We start from the raw sequence: 17,170 nt of genomic DNA on the forward strand, positions 1-17,170 counted from the left end.
CAGGCCAATTCCTGCAAGCCGGGAGCAGTGCAGCATGAGTTCGATGACGATTGGACCGATCGCGGGATCTGCTGCCGACCCATCGGAGCGCAGCGCGCTGCTGTTCTGGATGATCTTCACCGGGCTTTCGATCTTCGCCGTCGTGCTGCTGTGGCGGTTCGGCCTGATCCATCTGATGCTGACCTCGGACCGCACCTACATTTCGAGCGTCATCGCGGTGCTCTACATCGTCACCTGCGGCCATTGCTTCCTGCGGACGCGGGCGATCGCGCGCGAGGGAGCGGCGGCGCGGCGCTGCCGGACGGCGCTCGCGGCGCCTGATGGCAGCAAGGTGCTCGATGCGCGCGCGACGGCGCTGCCGCGCGGGCTGGTGCGCGATCATATCGAGAGCCTGGTGACGAAAGCCGCCGCGCAGGACTACCGGCCGGTCGACCAGACCCTGCTGCTGCGGACGCTCGCCGATCGCCTGCGCGGCTCCAACGGGTTCGGCGCCTTCGTCTCCGACACGTTGATGAAGCTCGGCCTGCTCGGCACCATCATCGGCTTCATCATCATGCTGGCGCCGATCGCGGGGCTGGACGCCGCCGACAAGGTCGCGATGCGCTCCTCCATGGGCTTGATGAGCGACGGCATGGCTGTTGCCATGTACACGACGCTCGCCGGCCTTGTCGGCTCGATCCTGGTCCGCATCCAGTACTACATGCTGGATGCCGCGACCCAGCGGGTGTTCTCGGATGCGGTGGTGCTGACCGAGACCTATGTGACGCCGGTGCTCGAGCGCCGGGGCGCTGGAATTAAAGGCGCTGGAACGCCGTCATGATGGATGATTTCGGTCTCTATCCGCGCGAGGAGCCGTTCGACCCGCTGGGCGTGATGCTGTTCAAGGCGCTTCAGGTGATCGCGTTCCTGTTCTTCCTGGCGCTGCTCGCGGTCTCTCCCGACGCCAAGGAGGGCAAGATCGACTCCAAGGCCGAGTTCATGATCACGCTGGACTGGCCGGACAACCATCCCGACGATCTCGACCTGTTCGTGCAGGATCCCGCCGGCAACATCGCCTGGTATCGCCACCGCGAGGCCGGTTTTCTGACGCTCGACCGCGACGACCGCGGCGGGGCCAACGACTTCATCATGGTCGCCGGCAAGAAGATCGCCTCGCCGATCCGCGAGGAGATCGTCACGGTACGCGGCATCCTTGCCGGCGAATACACCGTCAACGTCTCGCATTTCGTGGCGACGACCGGCGAGCCCGTCACGGCCAATGTGAAGGTGCAGAAGCTCAATCCGACGGCGCAGGTGGTGTTCGACAATAAGTTCACGCTCGACCACACCGGCGACGAGAAGACTGCGGTGCGGTTCCGGCTCGACGCCGAAGGCAAGGTCGTCAATGTCGACCAGCGGCCGAAATCGCTGCTGGAGACATTCCGCAGCGGCTGGCGCAACGGTGCCGATCTCGACCCGAGGACCGGTGTGAGCAGGAACGCAGCGAGAGTACGCCGTGATTAGCCTGCAGACGGTCATCCTGACACTGTCGGTCGCCTACGCCGTGATCGGTGCGCTGCTGCTGGTCGTGCTGGTCTATGCGCGCCTGCACTGGTCACTGAAGGCGGTCGCGGTGGTCGTGACCAGCGCCTTCTATGTCGTCAGCTTCACCGAGATGCGCGGGCTGCTCGGCTGGGCCAGCTCCGACCGGCTGCCGACGGCATTCAAGCTGCTGAAGGCGCGCATCGTCGAGCCGCATTCGCTTCAGGGCGATCCCGGCTCGATCTATCTCTGGGTCGAGGCGCTGGACGAGGACAATCGCCCAAGCGGTATCCCGCGGGCCTTCCGCGTGCCCTACAATGACGGCCTCGCCGACAAGACCCATGCCGCGGAGAACGAGATCGCGTTGGGGCATCCGCAAGGGGGCCGCGCGGCCGATTTCGGCGGCGGTGATGGCAGCCTCATCGACATGGTCCGGGAATATGTGACGCCCAAGACGATCATGGAGACGAGCGGCGGCGATTCCTCGACCGGCGAATTCATCGCCCCGCCGGCCGGCGCGCAAGGCGCCGTGTTCACCCCGCTGCCGCCGCCGCGGATGCCCCCGAAAGACGAGCAATAGGCCCTTCACCATCCCCGCAGCGCGGCGCTGGTCAACGGCGCCGCGCTGGCGCATCTTGTTGACCTCCCTCAATTTGGCCTTATCGGACTTCAATATGAATTGGAGGGTGGAGGGTGCGTGCTCCTAGCTGTCTTCTCGGATATTCATGGCAACCGGCAGGCGTTCGAGGCGTGCCTGAAGGTGGCGCGGACGCATGGCGCGGAGCAGTTCGTCCTGCTCGGCGACTTCGTCGGCTATGGTGCCGATCCGGAATGGGTGGTGGATACCGCGATGGAGCTCGTTGCCCGGGGGGCGATTGCCGTGCGCGGCAATCATGATCAAGCGGTCAATTCCTCGGCCGAGACGATGAATGCCGAGGCGCAGATTGCGATCGAATGGACCCGTGGCCGGCTCGACGCCGCGCAGCGCCGGTTCCTGGCCGAATTGCCGATGCTGGTGGAAGACGGCGATCGCCTGTTCGTGCATTCGGAAGCCTCTCACCCCCAGCGCTGGCACTATGTCCGCTCCACGGTGGACGCCGCCAAGAGCCTGATCGCCACGCCCGCCCATGTCACGTTCTGCGGCCATATCCATCGTCCCGCACTCTATTCGATGTCGGTGACGGCGAAGATGACGAGCTTCGTGCCGAAGACCGACGTCCCGGTGCAGCTCCTGCGCGGACGGCAATGGCTCGCCGTGCTCGGCTCGGTCGGCCAGCCCCGCGACGGCGATCCGTCCGCGGCCTTCGTGTTGTTCGATACCGAGTCGTGCCAGATCACCTATTGCCGCGCGCCCTACGACATCGCGACCGCAGCGGGCAGAATTCGCGACAACGGCCTGCCGCACTGGCTTGCCGACCGGCTGTCGCAGGGGCGCTAGCGTCCGATGCCGAAATCACTCGTCAAATCCGGCGCGGAGATCGACGGCTACACCATCGGTGAATGCGTGCATGCCGGTGGCATGGCGACGCTGTGGACGGTCACCCATCCCGGCATCGACGTGCCCCTGCTGATGAAGATCCCGCGGGTGTCGGAGGGCGAGGACCCTGCCGCGATCGTCTCCTTCGAGATGGAGATGATGATCCTGCCGCGGCTCGCGGGGCCGCATGTGCCGGCTTGTTTCGGCACCGGCGATTTCGCGCGCCAGGCCTATGTCGTGATCGAGCGCATCGGCGGCACTACGCTCTACAAACGGCTGCCCGATCTGCCGCTGCCTTATGACGAAGCGCGGCAGCTCGTCGCCAGGATCGCCACTGCGCTCGCTGACCTGCATCGGCAGAACGTGATCCATCACGACATCAAGCCGAGCAGCATCATGTTCCGCGACAGCGGTGAGGCGGTGCTGATCGATTACGGCCTGTCGCATCACAATCATCTGCCGGATCTGTTGCAGGAGGAATTCCGCCTGCCTTACGGCACGGCTCCCTACATGGCGCCCGAGCGGCTGCTCGGGGTGCGCGACGATCCGCGCAGCGATCTGTTCTCGCTCGGCGTGCTGCTCTATTTCTTCACCACGGGCGAGCGGCCGTTCGGCGAGGGCGAGACCTTGCGCGCGATGCGCCGCCGGCTGTGGCGCGATCCGCATCCGCCGCGCAAGCTGCGCGCCGACTATCCGCCCTGGCTTCAGGAGGTGGTGTTGCGGTGTCTCGAGATCGAGCCGGTGTGGCGCTATCCGACCGCGTCCCAGCTCGCCTTCGATCTCGCCCATCCGGACCAGGTCAAGCTCACCGCGCGCGCGGAGCGGCTCAAGCGCGACCCCCTCGGCGTCGCCTTGCGGCGCCGCTTCAATCAGGGCGTCATGGCGCCGCGTGCGAAATCGGATGTCGCGGCCCAGATCGCCTCGAGCCCGATCCTCGCTGTTGCGCTCGACACGGTGGAAGGTGCACCGGAGCTGAACGAGGCGCTGCGCGTCACCACCGAACGCATCCTCGCCACCTTGCCGTCGGCGCGGCTTGCCTGCGTCAACGTGCTCAAGCTGAACCGGATCGCGATCGACCGCACCCTGGACGAGCAGGGGTCCAACAAGCATATCGACCGCCTGGTCGCGCTCAGGCATTGGGCGACGCCGCTGAAGCTCGACGAAAGCCGGCTGTCGGCCCATGTGCTGGAAGCGGTCGATCCCGCCGCCGCGATCCTGGAGTTCGCCGAGGTCAACCAGGTCGACCACGTCATCATCGGCGCGCGGCAAAGCTCGTTCCGCCGCACGCTGCTCGGCAGCGTCTCGGCCAAGGTGGCCTCTGAGGCGAGCTGCACCGTCACCGTGGTCAGGCCGCCGCGGATGGCGGGAGATGTCGGTGAGACTGACGCCGGCAAGATGGCCGGATAAGGCCGCGCGCGTCCGGCGCCAGGATCAGGCGGCGTGGACGGTGTGGGCCGAGCGCTTGCGGCGGATCGGCCAGGCGAATTGCGGGCCGGGTTCGCCGTGATCCGCGCTGCCGCCGAAATACTGGATGATCTCGCGGCAGGGCTCGCAATTGAACAGGTTACGCGACGCGGACGCCTTGGTCATTTCCTTGAGGCAGTTCGGGCAGTGCGGTTTCATGGGGCGGTCCGGTAACGAAGTCTCAGTGTCGGCTTTGCCAAGCGAACGAATGGTCGAGGTCCGAATTGTCGAACCCGGCATCGTCGTTGAGCGGGCCGTCGGCGCGCTCCAGGCGGCCGAAGAAATAATCGAGGCCCGGGTGCGGACGACGCGGGATCCGGCACCTGCGTTTCGGCTGGCGCTTCACGAGCGGCATCTGCATGGCGCTCAGCCCCGGCGACGATGAAGATGGATGATGCGGGCAGAAGCTACGGCCTTCACCGGTCGCGCCGCGTAGAGGCCGCGAGCCACGATCGCCGCATTGAACCCTAACCACAACGCTACGCCAGTCCAAACCAGGGTCGTCGTCATGATGTCCTCCCGTCAAAAGCAGGCAGGACTCACTTGCGATGATTTGCGCGAATCAGTGAAGTCCGGATGAGTACGGATCACGACTGCAATTTTATGCATTGCGCGTTGCAACACCCGCAAATGCTGCGGGATTTTCCGTCGTTCGGCCGCGAAGCCGGCTCCAGCTCAAATCGCTTCGCCGCGCGCCTGCAGCGCCGCGTTGCGGATCGCGGCGATGTTGCTCTTGTAGGCGTCCAGCGTGCCGCCCCTGAAGACGGACGTGCCCGCGACGAAGGCGTTGGCGCCGGCCGCGGCGAGTGCGCCGGCGACATCGGGGCCAACGCCGCCGTCGACCTCGATGTCGATGGGCCGCCCCGCCGTCATTGCGCGGATGTCGCGGATCTTTGCGATCGCGGATGGAATGAAGGCCTGGCCGCCGAAGCCGGGATTGACCGACATCACCAGCACGAGGTCGACGAGATCGAGGACGTATTCGAGCGCGCTGATCGGCGTGCCGGGATTGAGCGAGACGCCGGCCTTCTTGCCGAGCGCGCGGATCGCCTGCAGCGAGCGGTGCAGATGGGGGCCGGCCTCCGCGTGCACGGTGATGTGGTCGCAGCCGGCTTTCGCGAAGGCCTCGAGGTAGGGGTCGCAGGGCGAGATCATCAGATGCGCGTCGAAGATCTTCCTCGTGTGCGGACGCATCGCCTTGATGACGTCGGGGCCGTAAGAGATGTTGGGAACGAAGTGCCCGTCCATCACGTCGAGATGGATCCAGTCGGCGCCGGCGGCATCGACGCTGCGCACCTCCTCGCCGAGCCTGGAGAAGTCCGAGGCCAGGATCGAGGGCGCGATGGCCAGGGGGCGGGGGGCGAAGGCTTGGGTCATGGCGCGGTTTCCCGTGGCGGCCGTGAAGGATAGGCCTCGCCTAACATGGGCCTCCATGGCGGGCAATGCAGGGGAGGCGTGCTTCCTGTGGGCGGAAATTTCTGCCGTGACCGGCACGAATTGCCGGTGTCTCCGGGCCGTCCAAGGCGCGGCGGCGGCGGATTTCATTGAGCTTTTTGCGCTGGCACGACGCTTGCTGACATCAACTGCAGAACATTGGCCGCGGCATGCCGCACCGGTTGGAGTTGTGCAATGTTGTTTGCCCTTGGTGCCGTATCGAGTGCACTCGGCGTCATCCAGTCGCTGACGGACTCGAAGTCGTCCTCGTCGGCGCACAAGACCGGATCGGTGCAGGGCGCGACCAATCCATTCGCCATCGACAGCAGCAGCACGACCAGCGGTGTGGCCTCGTCGGTCAACGCCGGCAAATCGCCGCAGATCTCGCCGGAGACGATGAACGCGCTGTTTGCCGCGCAGAGCCAGTCGGCGGGTAGCACCAGCAGCGCGGCGACATCGACCGCCTCGAGCGCGACCTCCTCGGCGTCGAAGGGCCGGGACGCCGCGCTCAAGGATCTGTTCTCGCTGATCGATGCGGACGGCAACGGCAGCATCACCAAATCCGAGTTCGAGAACGCGCTGGGCGCCGGCGGCACCAACCTCGCGCAGGCCGACGACGTGTTCTCCAAGCTGGATTCGAATGCGGACGGCAGCGTCAGCCTGGACGAGATGTCGAAGGCGCTGAAGAGCGGTCACCGCGGCCAACACGCTCACGGCGCGGGCGATGCTTCCGGCGGCGGCTCGCAGTCCTCGTCGGGCGGCGGATCGACCTCGACCACGACGACAAATGGGGACGGCTCGACCACCACCACCGTCACCTATGCCGACGGCTTCAAGATGTCGACGACGGTGCCGGGCGCCTCCAGCTCCTCACGGAACTCGGCTTACGATCTGTTTGCACAGTTGATGCAGCAGCAAGGCGGGCACGGGCAGGGCTCTTCGGCGCCCGCCGGTTCCTCGATGTCGATGAGCGTGTAAGCGGCATCCGAGATCAGCCGGCATACTCGCGCGTGATGTCACAGTAGGCATACCGGTTTCGGATTTCGTGGTTGAAGAACGCTCCCTTTGCGCGCGCTTCCCGGAATGCTGCAGCGACCTCGGGCGGAACGTCCTCATAGACATAGAGGCGGCCGCTGACGAAAGTCACGTTCAGCTCCCGCGTGTCGGGCGCGTAGCGGAAGAACCGGATCACGGAAGACGGCATGGCAGCACACCCCGGGGGCGCCAAGGTAACGCCGTATCCGCCGTTTCGTTTCTAGAGCGTTTTCGGTTCTGATTGAATCAGAACCAAGGCTCTAGATTCTTGTTTTGACGCGTTTTCTTCACGCGAACCGGTGTCCACTTCGCTCGAAAACGCTCTAGCCGAATCTGTCCTTCCAGGCCGGCTGCGCCCCCGGGAACGGCAGGGCTGTCGCACTGTACACGCCGCGGGCAATCGCCCGCGCCACCACGTTGGCCGCGACGGTGCCAAGCTCGGTGAGGCCAGCCAGCGGATCGATCGGCTTCTCCCCGGTTGCGGCAGCAAACAGCACGTCGCCATCGGTCGGCGCGTGCACCGGATAGATCGCGCGGGCAAAGCCGGTGTGCGCGATCATCGCCAGCCGCTTGGCCTGGGGCTTGGTCAGCACCGCATCGGTGACGACGGCGCCGATGGTGGTGTTCTCGCGCGCGGTTGCGGCCGGGCCGCCCTTGATGCGCATGCGCAGCATGTCGTCGGTGAACTTGTCAGGCAGGCCGCGGCCGCCGAACTCGCCGGCCAATTCGAACGGCGCCGCCCAGAACCATGGACCGTTGCCCACGGTGACGCTGCCGACGGCGTTGACGGCGACGATCGCCGCGACCTTGACGCCGTCAGCTGTCACCGCCGAGGCCGAGCCGAGCCCGCCCTTGAACGTCGCGGTGGTGGCGCCGACGCCGGCGCCGACGCTGCCGAGCGCGAAGTCGGTGCCGGCGGCGGCTGCCGCGGCGTAGCCGAGCTCGCGATAGGGCGAGAAGCGGCCCCAGGCCTTGTCGCCCCCGTTGAGGAGGTCGAACAGGATCGCGCCCGGCACGATCGGGATCAGCGCCTCGCGAACCCGGTGGCCGCGGCCCTGCTCTGCGAGCCAGGCCTGCACACCGCCACCGGTGTCGAGGCCAAAGGCGGAACCGCCCGACAGCGCGATCGCGTCGACGCGCTCGACGGTGTTGGCGAGATCGAGCAGCGCGTCCTCGCGCGTGCCGGGACCGCCGCCGCGGACATCGATCGCCGCGACCGCCGGCTGGTCGAAAATGATCGCGGTCGTGCCGGAGGCCACTTTCGCATCTTCGGCATGGCCGACGCGGACGCCGGCGATATCGGTGAGCAGATTATTCAAGGCGGCCTCGTCGTTGAGTGCGGTTCGCGATCTGCGATAGCTCAGCGGCGCCGCGGGCTCAACTGGCGAGCGCGGTTCTGAGCATCTTGGCGAGCTCGGTCTTCCGGTAGGGCTTTGCCAGCAGCAGCACGCCGGAATCGAGCCGGCCGTGATGGACGATGGCATTCTCGGTGTAGCCCGAGGTGAACAGCGTCTTCAGCTCGGGACGGCGGCGGGCGGCCTCGTCGGCCAGCTGACGGCCGTTCATGTTGCCCGGCATGATGATGTCGGTGAAGAGCAGGTCGATGCCCTGGTCGGCGTCGATGATGGTGAGGGCTTCGGCCGCGTTGGCGGCCTCGAGCGCCGTGTAGCCGAGGCTCTTGACCTGGGTCACCACATATTGCCGCACCAGCGCATCGTCCTCGACGATCAGGATCTTCTCGTCGCCGCCGGTGATGGGCGCGTTCTGCAGCACCTCGTACTCGCTCTCCTGCACGCCGCTCGAGCGCGGCAAATAGATCTTGACGCTCGTGCCGTGGCCTTGCTCGCTGTAGATCTTGATGTGGCCGCCGGACTGCTTGACGAAGCCGAACACCATGCTGAGGCCGAGCCCGGTGCCCTTGCCGACCTCCTTGGTGGTGAAGAAGGGATCGAACACCCGGTCGATCAGCTCCGGCGGGATTCCAGAGCCGGTGTCGCTGACCGCGATCATCACGTAGCTGCCGGCGACGACGTCGGGGTTCATGCTGGCATAGCCGTCGTCGAGGAAGATGTTGCGGGTCTCGAGCACGAGGGTGCCGCCCTCGGGCATGGCGTCCCGCGCGTTGAGCGCGAGGTTGAGGACCGCCGTGGACAACTGGCCTGGATCGACCAGGGTCGGCCAGGCATCCTCGGTGAGCTGCGGCACGATGGTGATCTGCTCCCCGAGGGTCGGGTGGAGCAGCTTGGCGGCTTCGAGCACCAGCGCGTTGACGTCGATCTCACGCGGCTGGAGCGGCTGCTTGCGGGCGAAGGCCAGCAGATGCTTGGTCAGCTGGGCGCCGCGCTCGGCGGCATCGTCGATGAGCTTGGTGATCGCAGCAAGCTCCGGCCGGTCGGCGACCGCGTCGGCCAGGATGCCGATCGTGCCGGTGATGACGGTCAGCACGTTGTTGAAGTCGTGAGCGACACCGCCGGTGAGCTGGCCGATGGAGTCCATCTTCTGCACCTGGCGGAACTGGGCTTCGGCGGCCTGCTTTTCCGTCAGATCGCGGCCGATGAAGAAATGGCGCCTCACCGGCTCCGACCAGGTGCCCATCCAGTTCAGCGAGACCTCGTGGCCGTCGTAATGATAGTAGCGCGCCTCGAAGCTGCGCTTGGTCGCACCACGCCGCGCCGCGCGCATCTCCTCCCGTGTCTTCTCGAGGTCGTCAGGGTGGATGAACTCGGTCGCGCTGTGCCCGATCAGGTCTTCCGGGCTGAAGCCGAGGATGTCCCTCACGCTCGGGCTGACCTGAATGAAATTGCCGTAACCGTCGGTGACCAGGATCAGGTCCTGCGAGGTCTCGAAGATGCGCTGGCGCTCCTCGATCTCGCGCCGAAGCTTCTCCTGTGCCTGCTTCTCCTCGGTGATGTCGTGGGCGATCTTGGAGGCTCCGATGATCTCTCCGGTGTCCGATCGCAGCGGAGAGACATTCAGCACGACGTCGAGCGCGCGGCCGTCCTTTCGAATCCGTACCGTCTCGTGCTGGGCGATCGTCTCGTTGCTGGCGATCCGGTTGAGGATGCTCCTGACTTCGCTCTTGCGGTCCGGCGGCACGATGATGTCGATGGACCTGCCGACGGCCTCCGCGGCGGAATAGCCGAACAGATGCTCGGCGGCCTTGTTCCAGCCGGTGATGATGCCGTCGAGCGTCTTGGTGATGATGGCGTCGTTGGAGGATTCGACGACGGCGCCGTACAGCGCGAGGCGCTTGCCATAGAAGTCGCGATCCGACGCCGATTGCTCGCGCAGCCTGCCGACCAGACCCACCGTCCGGGCCTGAAGGCGAACGTTCTCGATCAGCAGCACTCCGAGCACGAAGCTCGACGCGCAGAGGCCATAAAGACGGCCGGCGTAGAAGCCGAGATCGAAGCGCGCGACGTTGACGATCGCAGACAGCGCGATGTCGAACAGCCATGCGCACATCACGACCATGAGCCAGACGTCGATCACCGAATGCGGGCGCCGGAACCACAGTGAAACCAGCGCGGCAAAGCTCAGCGACCACACGAAGGACACGACCCCGATCATGGTCGGAGTGTAGCGGCCGTCGCGGAGCAGGACGGGCAGCAGATCGTGCCGGGCCGTGACGATCCAGGTGAACACGGCCATGGTTGCGATGACGCCGATCACGGTCGCGTAGATCGCTTTGCTCGTTGCGGTGCGGATTCTCGGGCCGCCGTCCTTTTCCTTGAGCCAGGCATAGCCCAGCACGAACAGCGGGAAACCGCCATGCCAGATCATGTAGAGCCAGACGGTGGTCTGGCTGCCGGCGCCAAACAGTCCGGTCGGTGTAAACAGGCCGGGGAAGGTGAGGGCATGGACCAGCGCCGCGGCGGCGGTGAACAGGTAGCCGGTCGACAGCCACAGCAGCGCGCGGGTCCGCAGCACCGAAAACTGCGCCAGCAGCAGTGCGGCCGTGATGATGTCGCTCACGGCCAGGGCTGATTGATAGCTTGCGACGAAGGCGGGGACCGGCAGTAATGGAGTTCCTGCGAACGGAACGGCCAGTGCAAACAGGATCGAGGAAACGCCGACGATCCATAATGCCGCGGTTCGATCGGCCGAAGAGGCCGGCAGGGTTGAGAGAAAGGTGCTTCGGTCGATCGCAGGCGCGTTCATTTCGTGCAGACCCGTTTTGAGCATCTCCGCAATTCCAACATCCGGGTAGGCTTGACCTCCACGACCCCCACGGTAGCGCGTTCCGGGCGCGTGCCGTGAATTGTTGCAGCGACGACTCAACCGAAGGTTACAGCTTACTTAATTCTGGTGGGGAGGCGGAATAGGGATCGGGTAAGATGCGCTTTACTGGGCGGTGTCATAATGCCCTGCCGCTGCGGCGGGTTCCAGGTTTGAATCATACGATTTGATCAATCTGCGGGAGTTGTTCCCATGCCTCGCGTTCTCATCATCGACGACCAGAAGGACGTGCGCGCGATGGTCGCAATCGTGCTTCGGGTCAATCATTACGAGGTTGCCGAGGCCGACAGCGGTGCAGCCGGGCTGAAATCCTTCGCCGACGGCCCTTTCGATGCGGTGATCGTCGATATCTTCCTCGGCGACATCAGCGGTGTCGAGGTGATCGCGGCGCTGCGCGAGCGTGCGCCGGGGCTTCCCATCGTTGCGGTATCCGGAATGACGGCGCTGGACTTCATGGAGCAGTCGCCCCACCTCGCTGACGTGATTTGCCTGCAAAAGCCGTTTCGGCCGAACGATCTCCTGCAGGCGCTTCGCAAGGCCCAGGCCGCGGCCGCCGGCGAGGTGCCCGCAGCCGTCTGATCCCGCCAAAAGAACGCCCCGGGGGTAAGCCGGGGCGTCGTGATGATCGCATGGCGGGCACAAGACCCGGCAAGCGCGCTCAGGTGCCGTTGCCCTTGATCTCGGCGTAGCCGCCCTTGGCGTCCCACTTGTAGACGACGTAGTCGATCTGCTTGATGTCGCCCTTGGCGTCATATTCGATCGGGCCGATCACGGTGTCCCACTTGCCGGCCTTCATCGCCTCCATGACCTTCTTGGCGTCGGTGGTGCCGGCCTTCTTGGCCGCCTGCGACCACACCTGCATCGCCGCGTAGGTGTAGAGCGTATAGCCCTCGGGATCGATGTTCTTGGCCTTGAAGGCCTCGACGATCTTCTTGGCGGTCGGCTTGTTGCGCGGATCGGGGCCGAAGGTGAACAGCGTGCCTTCGCCGGCGGGGCCGGTGATGGAGGCATACTCCTTGTCGGCGAGCGCGTCGCCGGCCATCAGCACGGTCTTGAGGCCCTGGTCGCGCATCTGACGCAGGATCAGGCCGCTCTCCTGATGGTAACCGCCGACATAGACGAGGTCGATGTTGTCGCGCTTCAGGCGCGAGACGATCGCGTTGAAGTCCTTGTCGCCCTTATTGTAGGACTCGTACATCTTCTCGGTGATGCCGGCCTTGTTGAGCGCCTTCTTGGTCTCGTCGGCAAGACCCTTGCCGTAGGTGGTCTTGTCGTTGAGGATCGCGATGTTCTTGCCCTTGTAGTTCTTGGCGATGTATTGCGCCGCGATCAGGCCCTGCTGATCGTCACGGCCGCAGACGCGCGCCACGTTCCAGAGCTTGCGCTCGGTGAACAGCGGGTTGGTCGAGGCCGGGGTGATCTGGAGCACGTTGCCGTCGGCATAGGCTTCCGAAGCCGGGATCGACGACGACGAGCAATAGTGCCCGGCGACGAACGGGATCTTGGCTCCGGCAATCTTCTCGGCGATCGAGCGTGCCTGCTTCGGGTCGCAGGCGTCGTCCTCGACGGACAGCGCAAGCTTCTTGCCGTTGACGCCGCCGGCGGCATTGATATCGGCCACGGCCATTTCGGCGCCGTTCTTCATCTGGCGGCCGAAGGCGGACTCGCCGCCGGTCATCGGGCCTGCGACTGCGACGGTGACATCCTGCGCGAATGCTGCGCTCGACAGCGCGAGCGATGCGCCGAATGCCAGACCGATGAGCTTCAGTGATTTCATGAGATACCTCGCGGGTGGTCGCCTGTGGAAGTTGCCGGGACATGCCCGGTTCAAACCGCCGCCATTCTTGAATGAATTCGAGGAGAAGTCACCGGCAAAATACGGGCATTGGCGGAGTTATCTCGCCACATTCGACCGCACTCGCCCGCCCTGAGGCGTGGTCAGCCGTGGCGACCGCCTTCCAGATAGGCGGCGCGAATCTCGGGGCGCTGCAACAATTCGCTGCCGGTCCCGGCCAGCGTGATCAGGCCATTGACCATGACATAACCGCGATGGGCGAGCTTGAGGGCGTGGTTGGCATTCTGCTCGACGATCAGGACGGTCAGGCCGTCCTGCCGGTTCAGGGTACGGATCGCATCGAAGATCTGGCGCGCGATCAGCGGCGCGAGGCCGAGCGAGGGCTCGTCGAGCAGCAGCAGGCGGGGACGGCTCATCAAGGCGCGGCCGATCGCCAGCATCTGCTGCTCGCCGCCGGACAGGGTTCCGCCGCGCTGGGCGTAGCGTTCCTTCAGCCGTGGAAACAGCGTGAACACGCGCTGCAGTGTCGCCTCCCGTTCACCCTCGGTGCACCCGGTGGCATCCGCCCCCATCTGAAGGTTTTCCGCCACGCTCATGCGCGGGAAGATGCGGCGGCCTTCCGGCGATTGCGCGATACGCAAATGCGCGATCGCGTGGGTGGGGACGTCGGTGATGTCGCGGCCTTCATACAGGATCTGGCCGGCGCGGGCGCGCGGCTTGCCGAAGATCGTCATCATCAGCGTCGACTTGCCGGCGCCGTTGGCGCCGATCAAAGCCACGATCTCCCCGGCGTTGATCTCGACGTCGACGCCCTTCAGCGCCTCGATCTTGCCGTAGGCGGCGCGCAGGCCGCGGATCGCGAGCAGGGGAGAGGGCACCGGCGTCACGAGCCGCCCTCCATCACAGCGGCCGCCTCTTCCTCGTCGGCGCCGAGATAGGCCGCGATCACCTTGGGATCGTCGCGGACCTCGCGCGGCGTGCCTTCCGCGATCTTGACGCCATGGTCCATCACCACGATGTGGTCGGAGATTTCCATCACCACCGACATGTCGTGCTCGATCAGGAGTATCGAGGTGCCGAGTTCGTCGCGGATCGAGAGCAAGAGCTCGCTCAAGGCCGCGCTCTCGCGCGCATTGAGGCCGGCGGCGGGCTCGTCCAGGCACAGCAGCGCGGGCTCGGTGCACATGGCGCGCGCGATCTCGAGCCGGCGCTGGTCGCCATAGGCGAAATTGCCGGCGGCATCGTCGGCGCGGTCGAGCAGGTTGACCCGCTTGAGCCAGTCGGTGGCGAGATCGATCGCGCGCTTTTCGGCGTCGCGATAGCCGGGCGCGCCGATGAGGCCGAGCAGGGTGAAGCCGGAGGCGCGCATCAAGGCATTGTGCTGCGCCACCATCAGGTTTTCCAGCGCGGTCATACCGGGAAACAGCCGGATGTTCTGGAAGGTGCGGGCGACCTTGGCTTGCTTGGCGATGCGAAAATCGTTCAGCCGCTCCAGTGCGATCGTCCTGCCGTCGTCATGGGTGAGGCGAATGGCGCCGCCGCTCGGCTTGTAGAAGCCGGTGATGCAGTTGAACACGGTGGTCTTGCCGGCGCCGTTCGGTCCGATCAGCGCGGTGATCTTCTTCCGCGCCGCCGAGAACGACAGATCCTGCACCGCCACGATGCCGCCGAAGCGCATGGTGAGCCGGTCGACGCCAAGAATCCTGTCGCTCATCTTGTCGCCGCTCATCCGTGCCCTTCCTTGACGAGGTCGGAGGAGATCGCCTGCGCCTTGGTCAGATAGACGGTGGGCGCGCGATGGCCGATCAAGCCGCGCGGCCGCCAGATCATGATCAGCACCATGGCCATGCCGAACACCAGCATGCGATAGGTCTCCAGGCTTCGGAACAATTCGAAGCCGCCGATCATAGCGAGCGCGGCCAGGGCGACGCCGAGCTGGGAGCCCATGCCGCCGAGGACGACGATGGCGAGCACCAGCGCCGATTCCTGGAAGGTGAAGGATTCCGGGCTGATGAAGCCCTGGCGGGTGGCGAAGAACGCGCCGGCAAAGCCGCCGAACATCGCGCCGGTCGCGAACGCCGTGAGCTTGGTGGTGGTGGTGTTGATGCCGAGCGCGCGGCAGGCGACCTCGTCCTCGCGCAAGGCTTCCCAGGCCCGGCCGATCGGCAGACGGCGCAGGCGGATCGTCGCCCAGTTGGTGAGCAGGGCGAGCGCCAGGATCAGGTAGAACAGGAAGACGATGCGGTGGGTCGGCGAATATTCGATGCCGAGCTTGGCGGCGAGGCCGTCATCGCTGTTGTCGAGCGGGATGCCGAAGAAGGAGGGCCGGGGAATGCCCGAGACGCCGTTCGGGCCGCCGGTGAGCTCCTGCCAGTTGATGATGACGAGGCGGATGATCTCGCCGAAGGCGAGCGTCACGATGGCGAGATAGTCGCCGCGCAGGCGTAGCACCGGGAAGCCAAGCAGGACGCCCCAGAACGCGGCAAGGATGCCGGCGAGTGGCAGGCAGATCCAGAACGACCAGCCGAAATTGGTCGCGAGCAGTCCATAGGAATAGGCGCCGACCGCATAGAAGGCGACGTAGCCGAGATCGAGCAGGCCGGCGAGCCCGACCACGACGTTCAATCCCCAGCCCAGCATGACATAGGTGAGCACGAGGATGGCAAGGTCGAGGATGTAGCGCTGGTTATAGAAGATAACCGGCACCAGCAGCGTGAAGATCAGAAGCACCGGCGCCAGGTAACGACCGACGAAGGACACGCCGCTCTTCACCGCGGGCGGCACCAGCTTCTCGGCGCCAGTCGGGCCAATCCATTGCCGCAGCAGCTCGATCACGATGGAGCCGCCGAAGACTGCAGCGACGAGGGAGGCGAGTTCGCCGAAGCGTGTCCAATAGGTGAGCTGGCCGGAGGCGCCTGCCTCGGTGCGGATGCCGACCATCAACGAGAACAGCACCAGCGCGACGAGGGCGTTGATGACGGCCGTCTTCAGGATGGAGGGGATGCCCGTGGCAGGTTTGGCAGTCGTGGGCGAGGGAGCTTTCACGCGCGCGTCCGTCAGACTTTTTCGACTTCGGGACGGCCGAGCAGGCCGGTCGGCATGAAGATCAGCACGACGATCAGGATCGAGAACGCCGCGACGTCCTTGTACTCGACCGAGAAATAGGCCGACCAGAACGTCTCGATCAGGCCGATCGCAAGCCCTCCGAGCATCGCGCCGGGCAGCGAGCCGATGCCGCCGAGCACGGCGGCGGTGAACGCCTTGATGCCCGCGACGAAGCCCATGAAGAAATCGACGAGGCCGTAATAGAGCAGGTACATCAGGCCCGCGACCGCGGCGAGGGCGGCGCCGATCACGAAGGTCATGGAGATGGTGCGGTCGACGTCGACGCCGAGCAGCGCCGCCATGGTCTGGTCCTGCTCGCAGGCGCGCATGTCGCGCCCGAGCCGCGTGCGCGACACCAGCCAGGTGAAGAGGGCCAGCAGCACGATCGTGGTGATGACCACCATGATCTGGATGTTGGAGAGCTGGATGAGGAAGCCGTCCGGGCTCTCATGCAGGGTGTAGCCGCCGGTGATGAAGGGCGGGATCGGCTTGACGCGCGCGCCCTGCGCGACCTGTGAATAGTTGGTCAGCACGAACGACATGCCGATCGCCGACAGCATCGGGGCGAGACGAAAGGAATGGCGCAGCGGCCGGTAGGCGATGCGCTCGATGGTCCAGCCATAGAGCGCAGTGATCGCCATCGAGACCAGGAGCACCACGAGCAGGATCAGCGGTATCGCGGTCAGGCCGAGCGAGATCAGGATTAGGAAAGTGATCAAGGCGATGAAGCCGCCGATCATGAAGACGTCGCCATGGGCGAAGTTGATCATGCCGACGATGCCGTAGACCATCGTGTAGCCGATCGCGATCAGGCCGTAGATCGAGCCGAGCACGAGGCCATTGATGAGCTGCTGGGCGAAATAATCCATGGGCTGCCGTTACCAAACCTGACGCGGCTCGAAGGGAGAGCTTTCGAGAGAGTGTGATCGAGTTTCTTCTCGGGCCCCGGCAGCCCCTACGCATTCTTCCCGTTTTGTAACAGGAGGGAACTGGCGGCTGCAACTGGCCAGACCTCGTCATCAAGGTTTGTACAGAGGTCATTTCGGAGTTCCGCAGCTGCGAGGAACCGGGTTCCGCAGGGCAACCAAATTGGAAGCCTG

General features: G+C 65.4%; 19 protein-coding genes. 7 read left to right on the forward strand and 12 right to left on the reverse strand.

The window, feature by feature from the left end; genetic code table 11:
* Nucleotides 1-34: 34 nt before the first annotated feature.
* The 5 genes from P6U31_RS13975 to P6U31_RS13995 all read left to right on the forward strand — a co-directional run bounded on the left by P6U31_RS13975 (nucleotide 35) and on the right by P6U31_RS13995 (nucleotide 4,405).
* Nucleotides 35-820 (forward strand): MotA/TolQ/ExbB proton channel family protein, encoded by a 786-nt coding sequence (locus tag P6U31_RS13975; RefSeq protein WP_407189017.1) that lies wholly within the window; start codon nucleotides 35-37, stop codon nucleotides 818-820.
* Nucleotides 817-1,503, forward strand: a complete 687-nt coding sequence (locus P6U31_RS13980) for a hypothetical protein (RefSeq protein WP_407189018.1) — start codon at nucleotides 817-819, stop codon at nucleotides 1,501-1,503. The genes P6U31_RS13975 and P6U31_RS13980 overlap by 4 nt, the downstream gene beginning before the upstream one ends.
* Nucleotides 1,496-2,101, forward strand: coding sequence for a hypothetical protein (locus tag P6U31_RS13985; protein ID WP_407189019.1), 606 nt, complete (start codon nucleotides 1,496-1,498; stop codon nucleotides 2,099-2,101). Before P6U31_RS13980 ends, P6U31_RS13985 begins: the two co-directional genes overlap by 8 nt.
* A 117-nt stretch (nucleotides 2,102-2,218) precedes the next feature.
* Entirely contained in the window at nucleotides 2,219-2,959 is a 741-nt protein-coding gene (locus P6U31_RS13990) for a metallophosphoesterase family protein (RefSeq protein WP_407189020.1), read from the forward strand.
* A gap of 6 nt (nucleotides 2,960-2,965) precedes the next feature.
* Entirely contained in the window at nucleotides 2,966-4,405 is a 1,440-nt protein-coding gene (locus tag P6U31_RS13995; RefSeq protein ID WP_407189021.1) for a serine/threonine protein kinase, read from the forward strand.
* Nucleotides 4,406-4,429: 24 nt separating this feature from the next.
* Here P6U31_RS13995 and P6U31_RS14000 read toward each other — a convergent pair whose 3' ends face one another.
* From P6U31_RS14000 to rpe, 4 genes are all read right to left on the reverse strand, one after another.
* On the reverse strand, nucleotides 4,430-4,621 hold the full coding sequence (locus tag P6U31_RS14000) for a hypothetical protein (protein ID WP_407189022.1): 192 nt from the start codon (nucleotides 4,619-4,621) through the stop codon (nucleotides 4,430-4,432).
* A gap of 22 nt (nucleotides 4,622-4,643) precedes the next feature.
* A complete protein-coding gene (locus tag P6U31_RS14005; RefSeq protein WP_407189023.1) occupies nucleotides 4,644-4,817 on the reverse strand; it encodes a hypothetical protein in 174 nt (57 codons plus the stop codon).
* Between the two features lie 11 nt (nucleotides 4,818-4,828).
* The gene (locus P6U31_RS14010) at nucleotides 4,829-4,972 is read right to left on the reverse strand and encodes a hypothetical protein (protein WP_164937837.1); all 144 of its coding nucleotides are present in this window, start codon (nucleotides 4,970-4,972) and stop codon (nucleotides 4,829-4,831) included.
* 165 nt (nucleotides 4,973-5,137) lie between these two features.
* A complete protein-coding gene (gene rpe / locus P6U31_RS14015; RefSeq protein WP_407189024.1) occupies nucleotides 5,138-5,839 on the reverse strand; it encodes a ribulose-phosphate 3-epimerase in 702 nt (233 codons plus the stop codon).
* A gap of 252 nt (nucleotides 5,840-6,091) precedes the next feature.
* Between rpe and P6U31_RS14020 the strand changes: the two genes are divergently transcribed.
* Entirely contained in the window at nucleotides 6,092-6,874 is a 783-nt protein-coding gene (locus P6U31_RS14020) for an EF-hand domain-containing protein (protein ID WP_407189025.1), read from the forward strand.
* A 13-nt stretch (nucleotides 6,875-6,887) separates the two neighbouring features.
* On the opposite strand, the gene P6U31_RS14025 is transcribed toward P6U31_RS14020, so the two are convergent.
* The 3 genes from P6U31_RS14025 to P6U31_RS14035 all read right to left on the reverse strand — a co-directional run bounded on the left by P6U31_RS14025 (nucleotide 6,888) and on the right by P6U31_RS14035 (nucleotide 11,116).
* On the reverse strand, nucleotides 6,888-7,100 hold the full coding sequence (locus P6U31_RS14025; protein ID WP_407189026.1) for a KTSC domain-containing protein: 213 nt from the start codon (nucleotides 7,098-7,100) through the stop codon (nucleotides 6,888-6,890).
* A gap of 154 nt (nucleotides 7,101-7,254) precedes the next feature.
* Nucleotides 7,255-8,250, reverse strand: a complete 996-nt coding sequence (locus P6U31_RS14030) for a P1 family peptidase (protein ID WP_407189027.1) — start codon at nucleotides 8,248-8,250, stop codon at nucleotides 7,255-7,257.
* A 58-nt stretch (nucleotides 8,251-8,308) separates the two neighbouring features.
* The gene (locus tag P6U31_RS14035) at nucleotides 8,309-11,116 is read right to left on the reverse strand and encodes a PAS domain S-box protein (protein WP_407189028.1); all 2,808 of its coding nucleotides are present in this window, start codon (nucleotides 11,114-11,116) and stop codon (nucleotides 8,309-8,311) included.
* Between the two features lie 246 nt (nucleotides 11,117-11,362).
* Between P6U31_RS14035 and P6U31_RS14040 the strand changes: the two genes are divergently transcribed.
* Entirely contained in the window at nucleotides 11,363-11,749 is a 387-nt protein-coding gene (locus P6U31_RS14040; RefSeq protein WP_407189029.1) for a response regulator, read from the forward strand.
* A 79-nt stretch (nucleotides 11,750-11,828) separates the two neighbouring features.
* On the opposite strand, the gene P6U31_RS14045 is transcribed toward P6U31_RS14040, so the two are convergent.
* The 5 genes from P6U31_RS14045 to P6U31_RS14065 all read right to left on the reverse strand — a co-directional run bounded on the left by P6U31_RS14045 (nucleotide 11,829) and on the right by P6U31_RS14065 (nucleotide 16,939).
* The gene (locus P6U31_RS14045; protein ID WP_128926602.1) at nucleotides 11,829-12,947 is read right to left on the reverse strand and encodes a branched-chain amino acid ABC transporter substrate-binding protein; all 1,119 of its coding nucleotides are present in this window, start codon (nucleotides 12,945-12,947) and stop codon (nucleotides 11,829-11,831) included.
* Nucleotides 12,948-13,108: 161 nt separating this feature from the next.
* The gene (locus P6U31_RS14050) at nucleotides 13,109-13,852 is read right to left on the reverse strand and encodes an ABC transporter ATP-binding protein (RefSeq protein WP_407189030.1); all 744 of its coding nucleotides are present in this window, start codon (nucleotides 13,850-13,852) and stop codon (nucleotides 13,109-13,111) included.
* Nucleotides 13,849-14,694 carry an ABC transporter ATP-binding protein gene (locus P6U31_RS14055; RefSeq protein WP_128926600.1) on the reverse strand — a complete coding sequence of 282 codons (846 nt, stop codon included), beginning with the start codon at nucleotides 14,692-14,694 and terminating at the stop codon, nucleotides 13,849-13,851. The genes P6U31_RS14050 and P6U31_RS14055 overlap by 4 nt, the downstream gene beginning before the upstream one ends.
* On the reverse strand, nucleotides 14,691-16,010 hold the full coding sequence (livM, locus tag P6U31_RS14060) for a high-affinity branched-chain amino acid ABC transporter permease LivM (protein ID WP_407189031.1): 1,320 nt from the start codon (nucleotides 16,008-16,010) through the stop codon (nucleotides 14,691-14,693). The genes P6U31_RS14055 and livM overlap by 4 nt, the downstream gene beginning before the upstream one ends.
* An 11-nt stretch (nucleotides 16,011-16,021) precedes the next feature.
* Nucleotides 16,022-16,939 (reverse strand): ABC transporter permease subunit, encoded by a 918-nt coding sequence (locus P6U31_RS14065; protein WP_407189032.1) that lies wholly within the window; start codon nucleotides 16,937-16,939, stop codon nucleotides 16,022-16,024.
* Between the last annotated feature and the right edge of the window lie 231 nt (nucleotides 16,940-17,170).

Source organism: Bradyrhizobium centrosematis, assembly GCF_045571495.1.
In the GTDB taxonomy this organism is placed as follows: Bacteria; Pseudomonadota; Alphaproteobacteria; order Rhizobiales; family Xanthobacteraceae; genus Bradyrhizobium; species Bradyrhizobium centrosematis.

What these genes read in the sequence shown, in the direction of transcription:
- P6U31_RS13975 (WP_407189017.1), top strand. Translation starts at nt 35, where the DNA reads ATGAGTTCGATGACGATTGGACCGATCGCGGGATCTGCTGCCGACCCA.
- P6U31_RS13980 (WP_407189018.1), top strand. Translation starts at nt 817, where the DNA reads ATGATGGATGATTTCGGTCTCTATCCGCGCGAGGAGCCGTTCGACCCG.
- P6U31_RS13995 (WP_407189021.1), top strand. Translation starts at nt 2,966, where the DNA reads ATGCCGAAATCACTCGTCAAATCCGGCGCGGAGATCGACGGCTACACC.
- P6U31_RS14000 (WP_407189022.1), bottom strand. Translation starts at nt 4,621, where the DNA reads ATGAAACCGCACTGCCCGAACTGCCTCAAGGAAATGACCAAGGCGTCC.
- P6U31_RS14005 (WP_407189023.1), bottom strand. Translation starts at nt 4,817, where the DNA reads ATGCCGCTCGTGAAGCGCCAGCCGAAACGCAGGTGCCGGATCCCGCGT.
- P6U31_RS14010 (WP_164937837.1), bottom strand. Translation starts at nt 4,972, where the DNA reads ATGACGACGACCCTGGTTTGGACTGGCGTAGCGTTGTGGTTAGGGTTC.
- rpe (WP_407189024.1), bottom strand. Translation starts at nt 5,839, where the DNA reads ATGACCCAAGCCTTCGCCCCCCGCCCCCTGGCCATCGCGCCCTCGATC.
- P6U31_RS14020 (WP_407189025.1), top strand. Translation starts at nt 6,092, where the DNA reads ATGTTGTTTGCCCTTGGTGCCGTATCGAGTGCACTCGGCGTCATCCAG.
- P6U31_RS14025 (WP_407189026.1), bottom strand. Translation starts at nt 7,100, where the DNA reads ATGCCGTCTTCCGTGATCCGGTTCTTCCGCTACGCGCCCGACACGCGG.
- P6U31_RS14035 (WP_407189028.1), bottom strand. Translation starts at nt 11,116, where the DNA reads ATGCTCAAAACGGGTCTGCACGAAATGAACGCGCCTGCGATCGACCGA.
- P6U31_RS14040 (WP_407189029.1), top strand. Translation starts at nt 11,363, where the DNA reads ATGCCTCGCGTTCTCATCATCGACGACCAGAAGGACGTGCGCGCGATG.
- P6U31_RS14045 (WP_128926602.1), bottom strand. Translation starts at nt 12,947, where the DNA reads ATGAAATCACTGAAGCTCATCGGTCTGGCATTCGGCGCATCGCTCGCG.
- P6U31_RS14055 (WP_128926600.1), bottom strand. Translation starts at nt 14,694, where the DNA reads ATGAGCGGCGACAAGATGAGCGACAGGATTCTTGGCGTCGACCGGCTC.
- P6U31_RS14065 (WP_407189032.1), bottom strand. Translation starts at nt 16,939, where the DNA reads ATGGATTATTTCGCCCAGCAGCTCATCAATGGCCTCGTGCTCGGCTCG.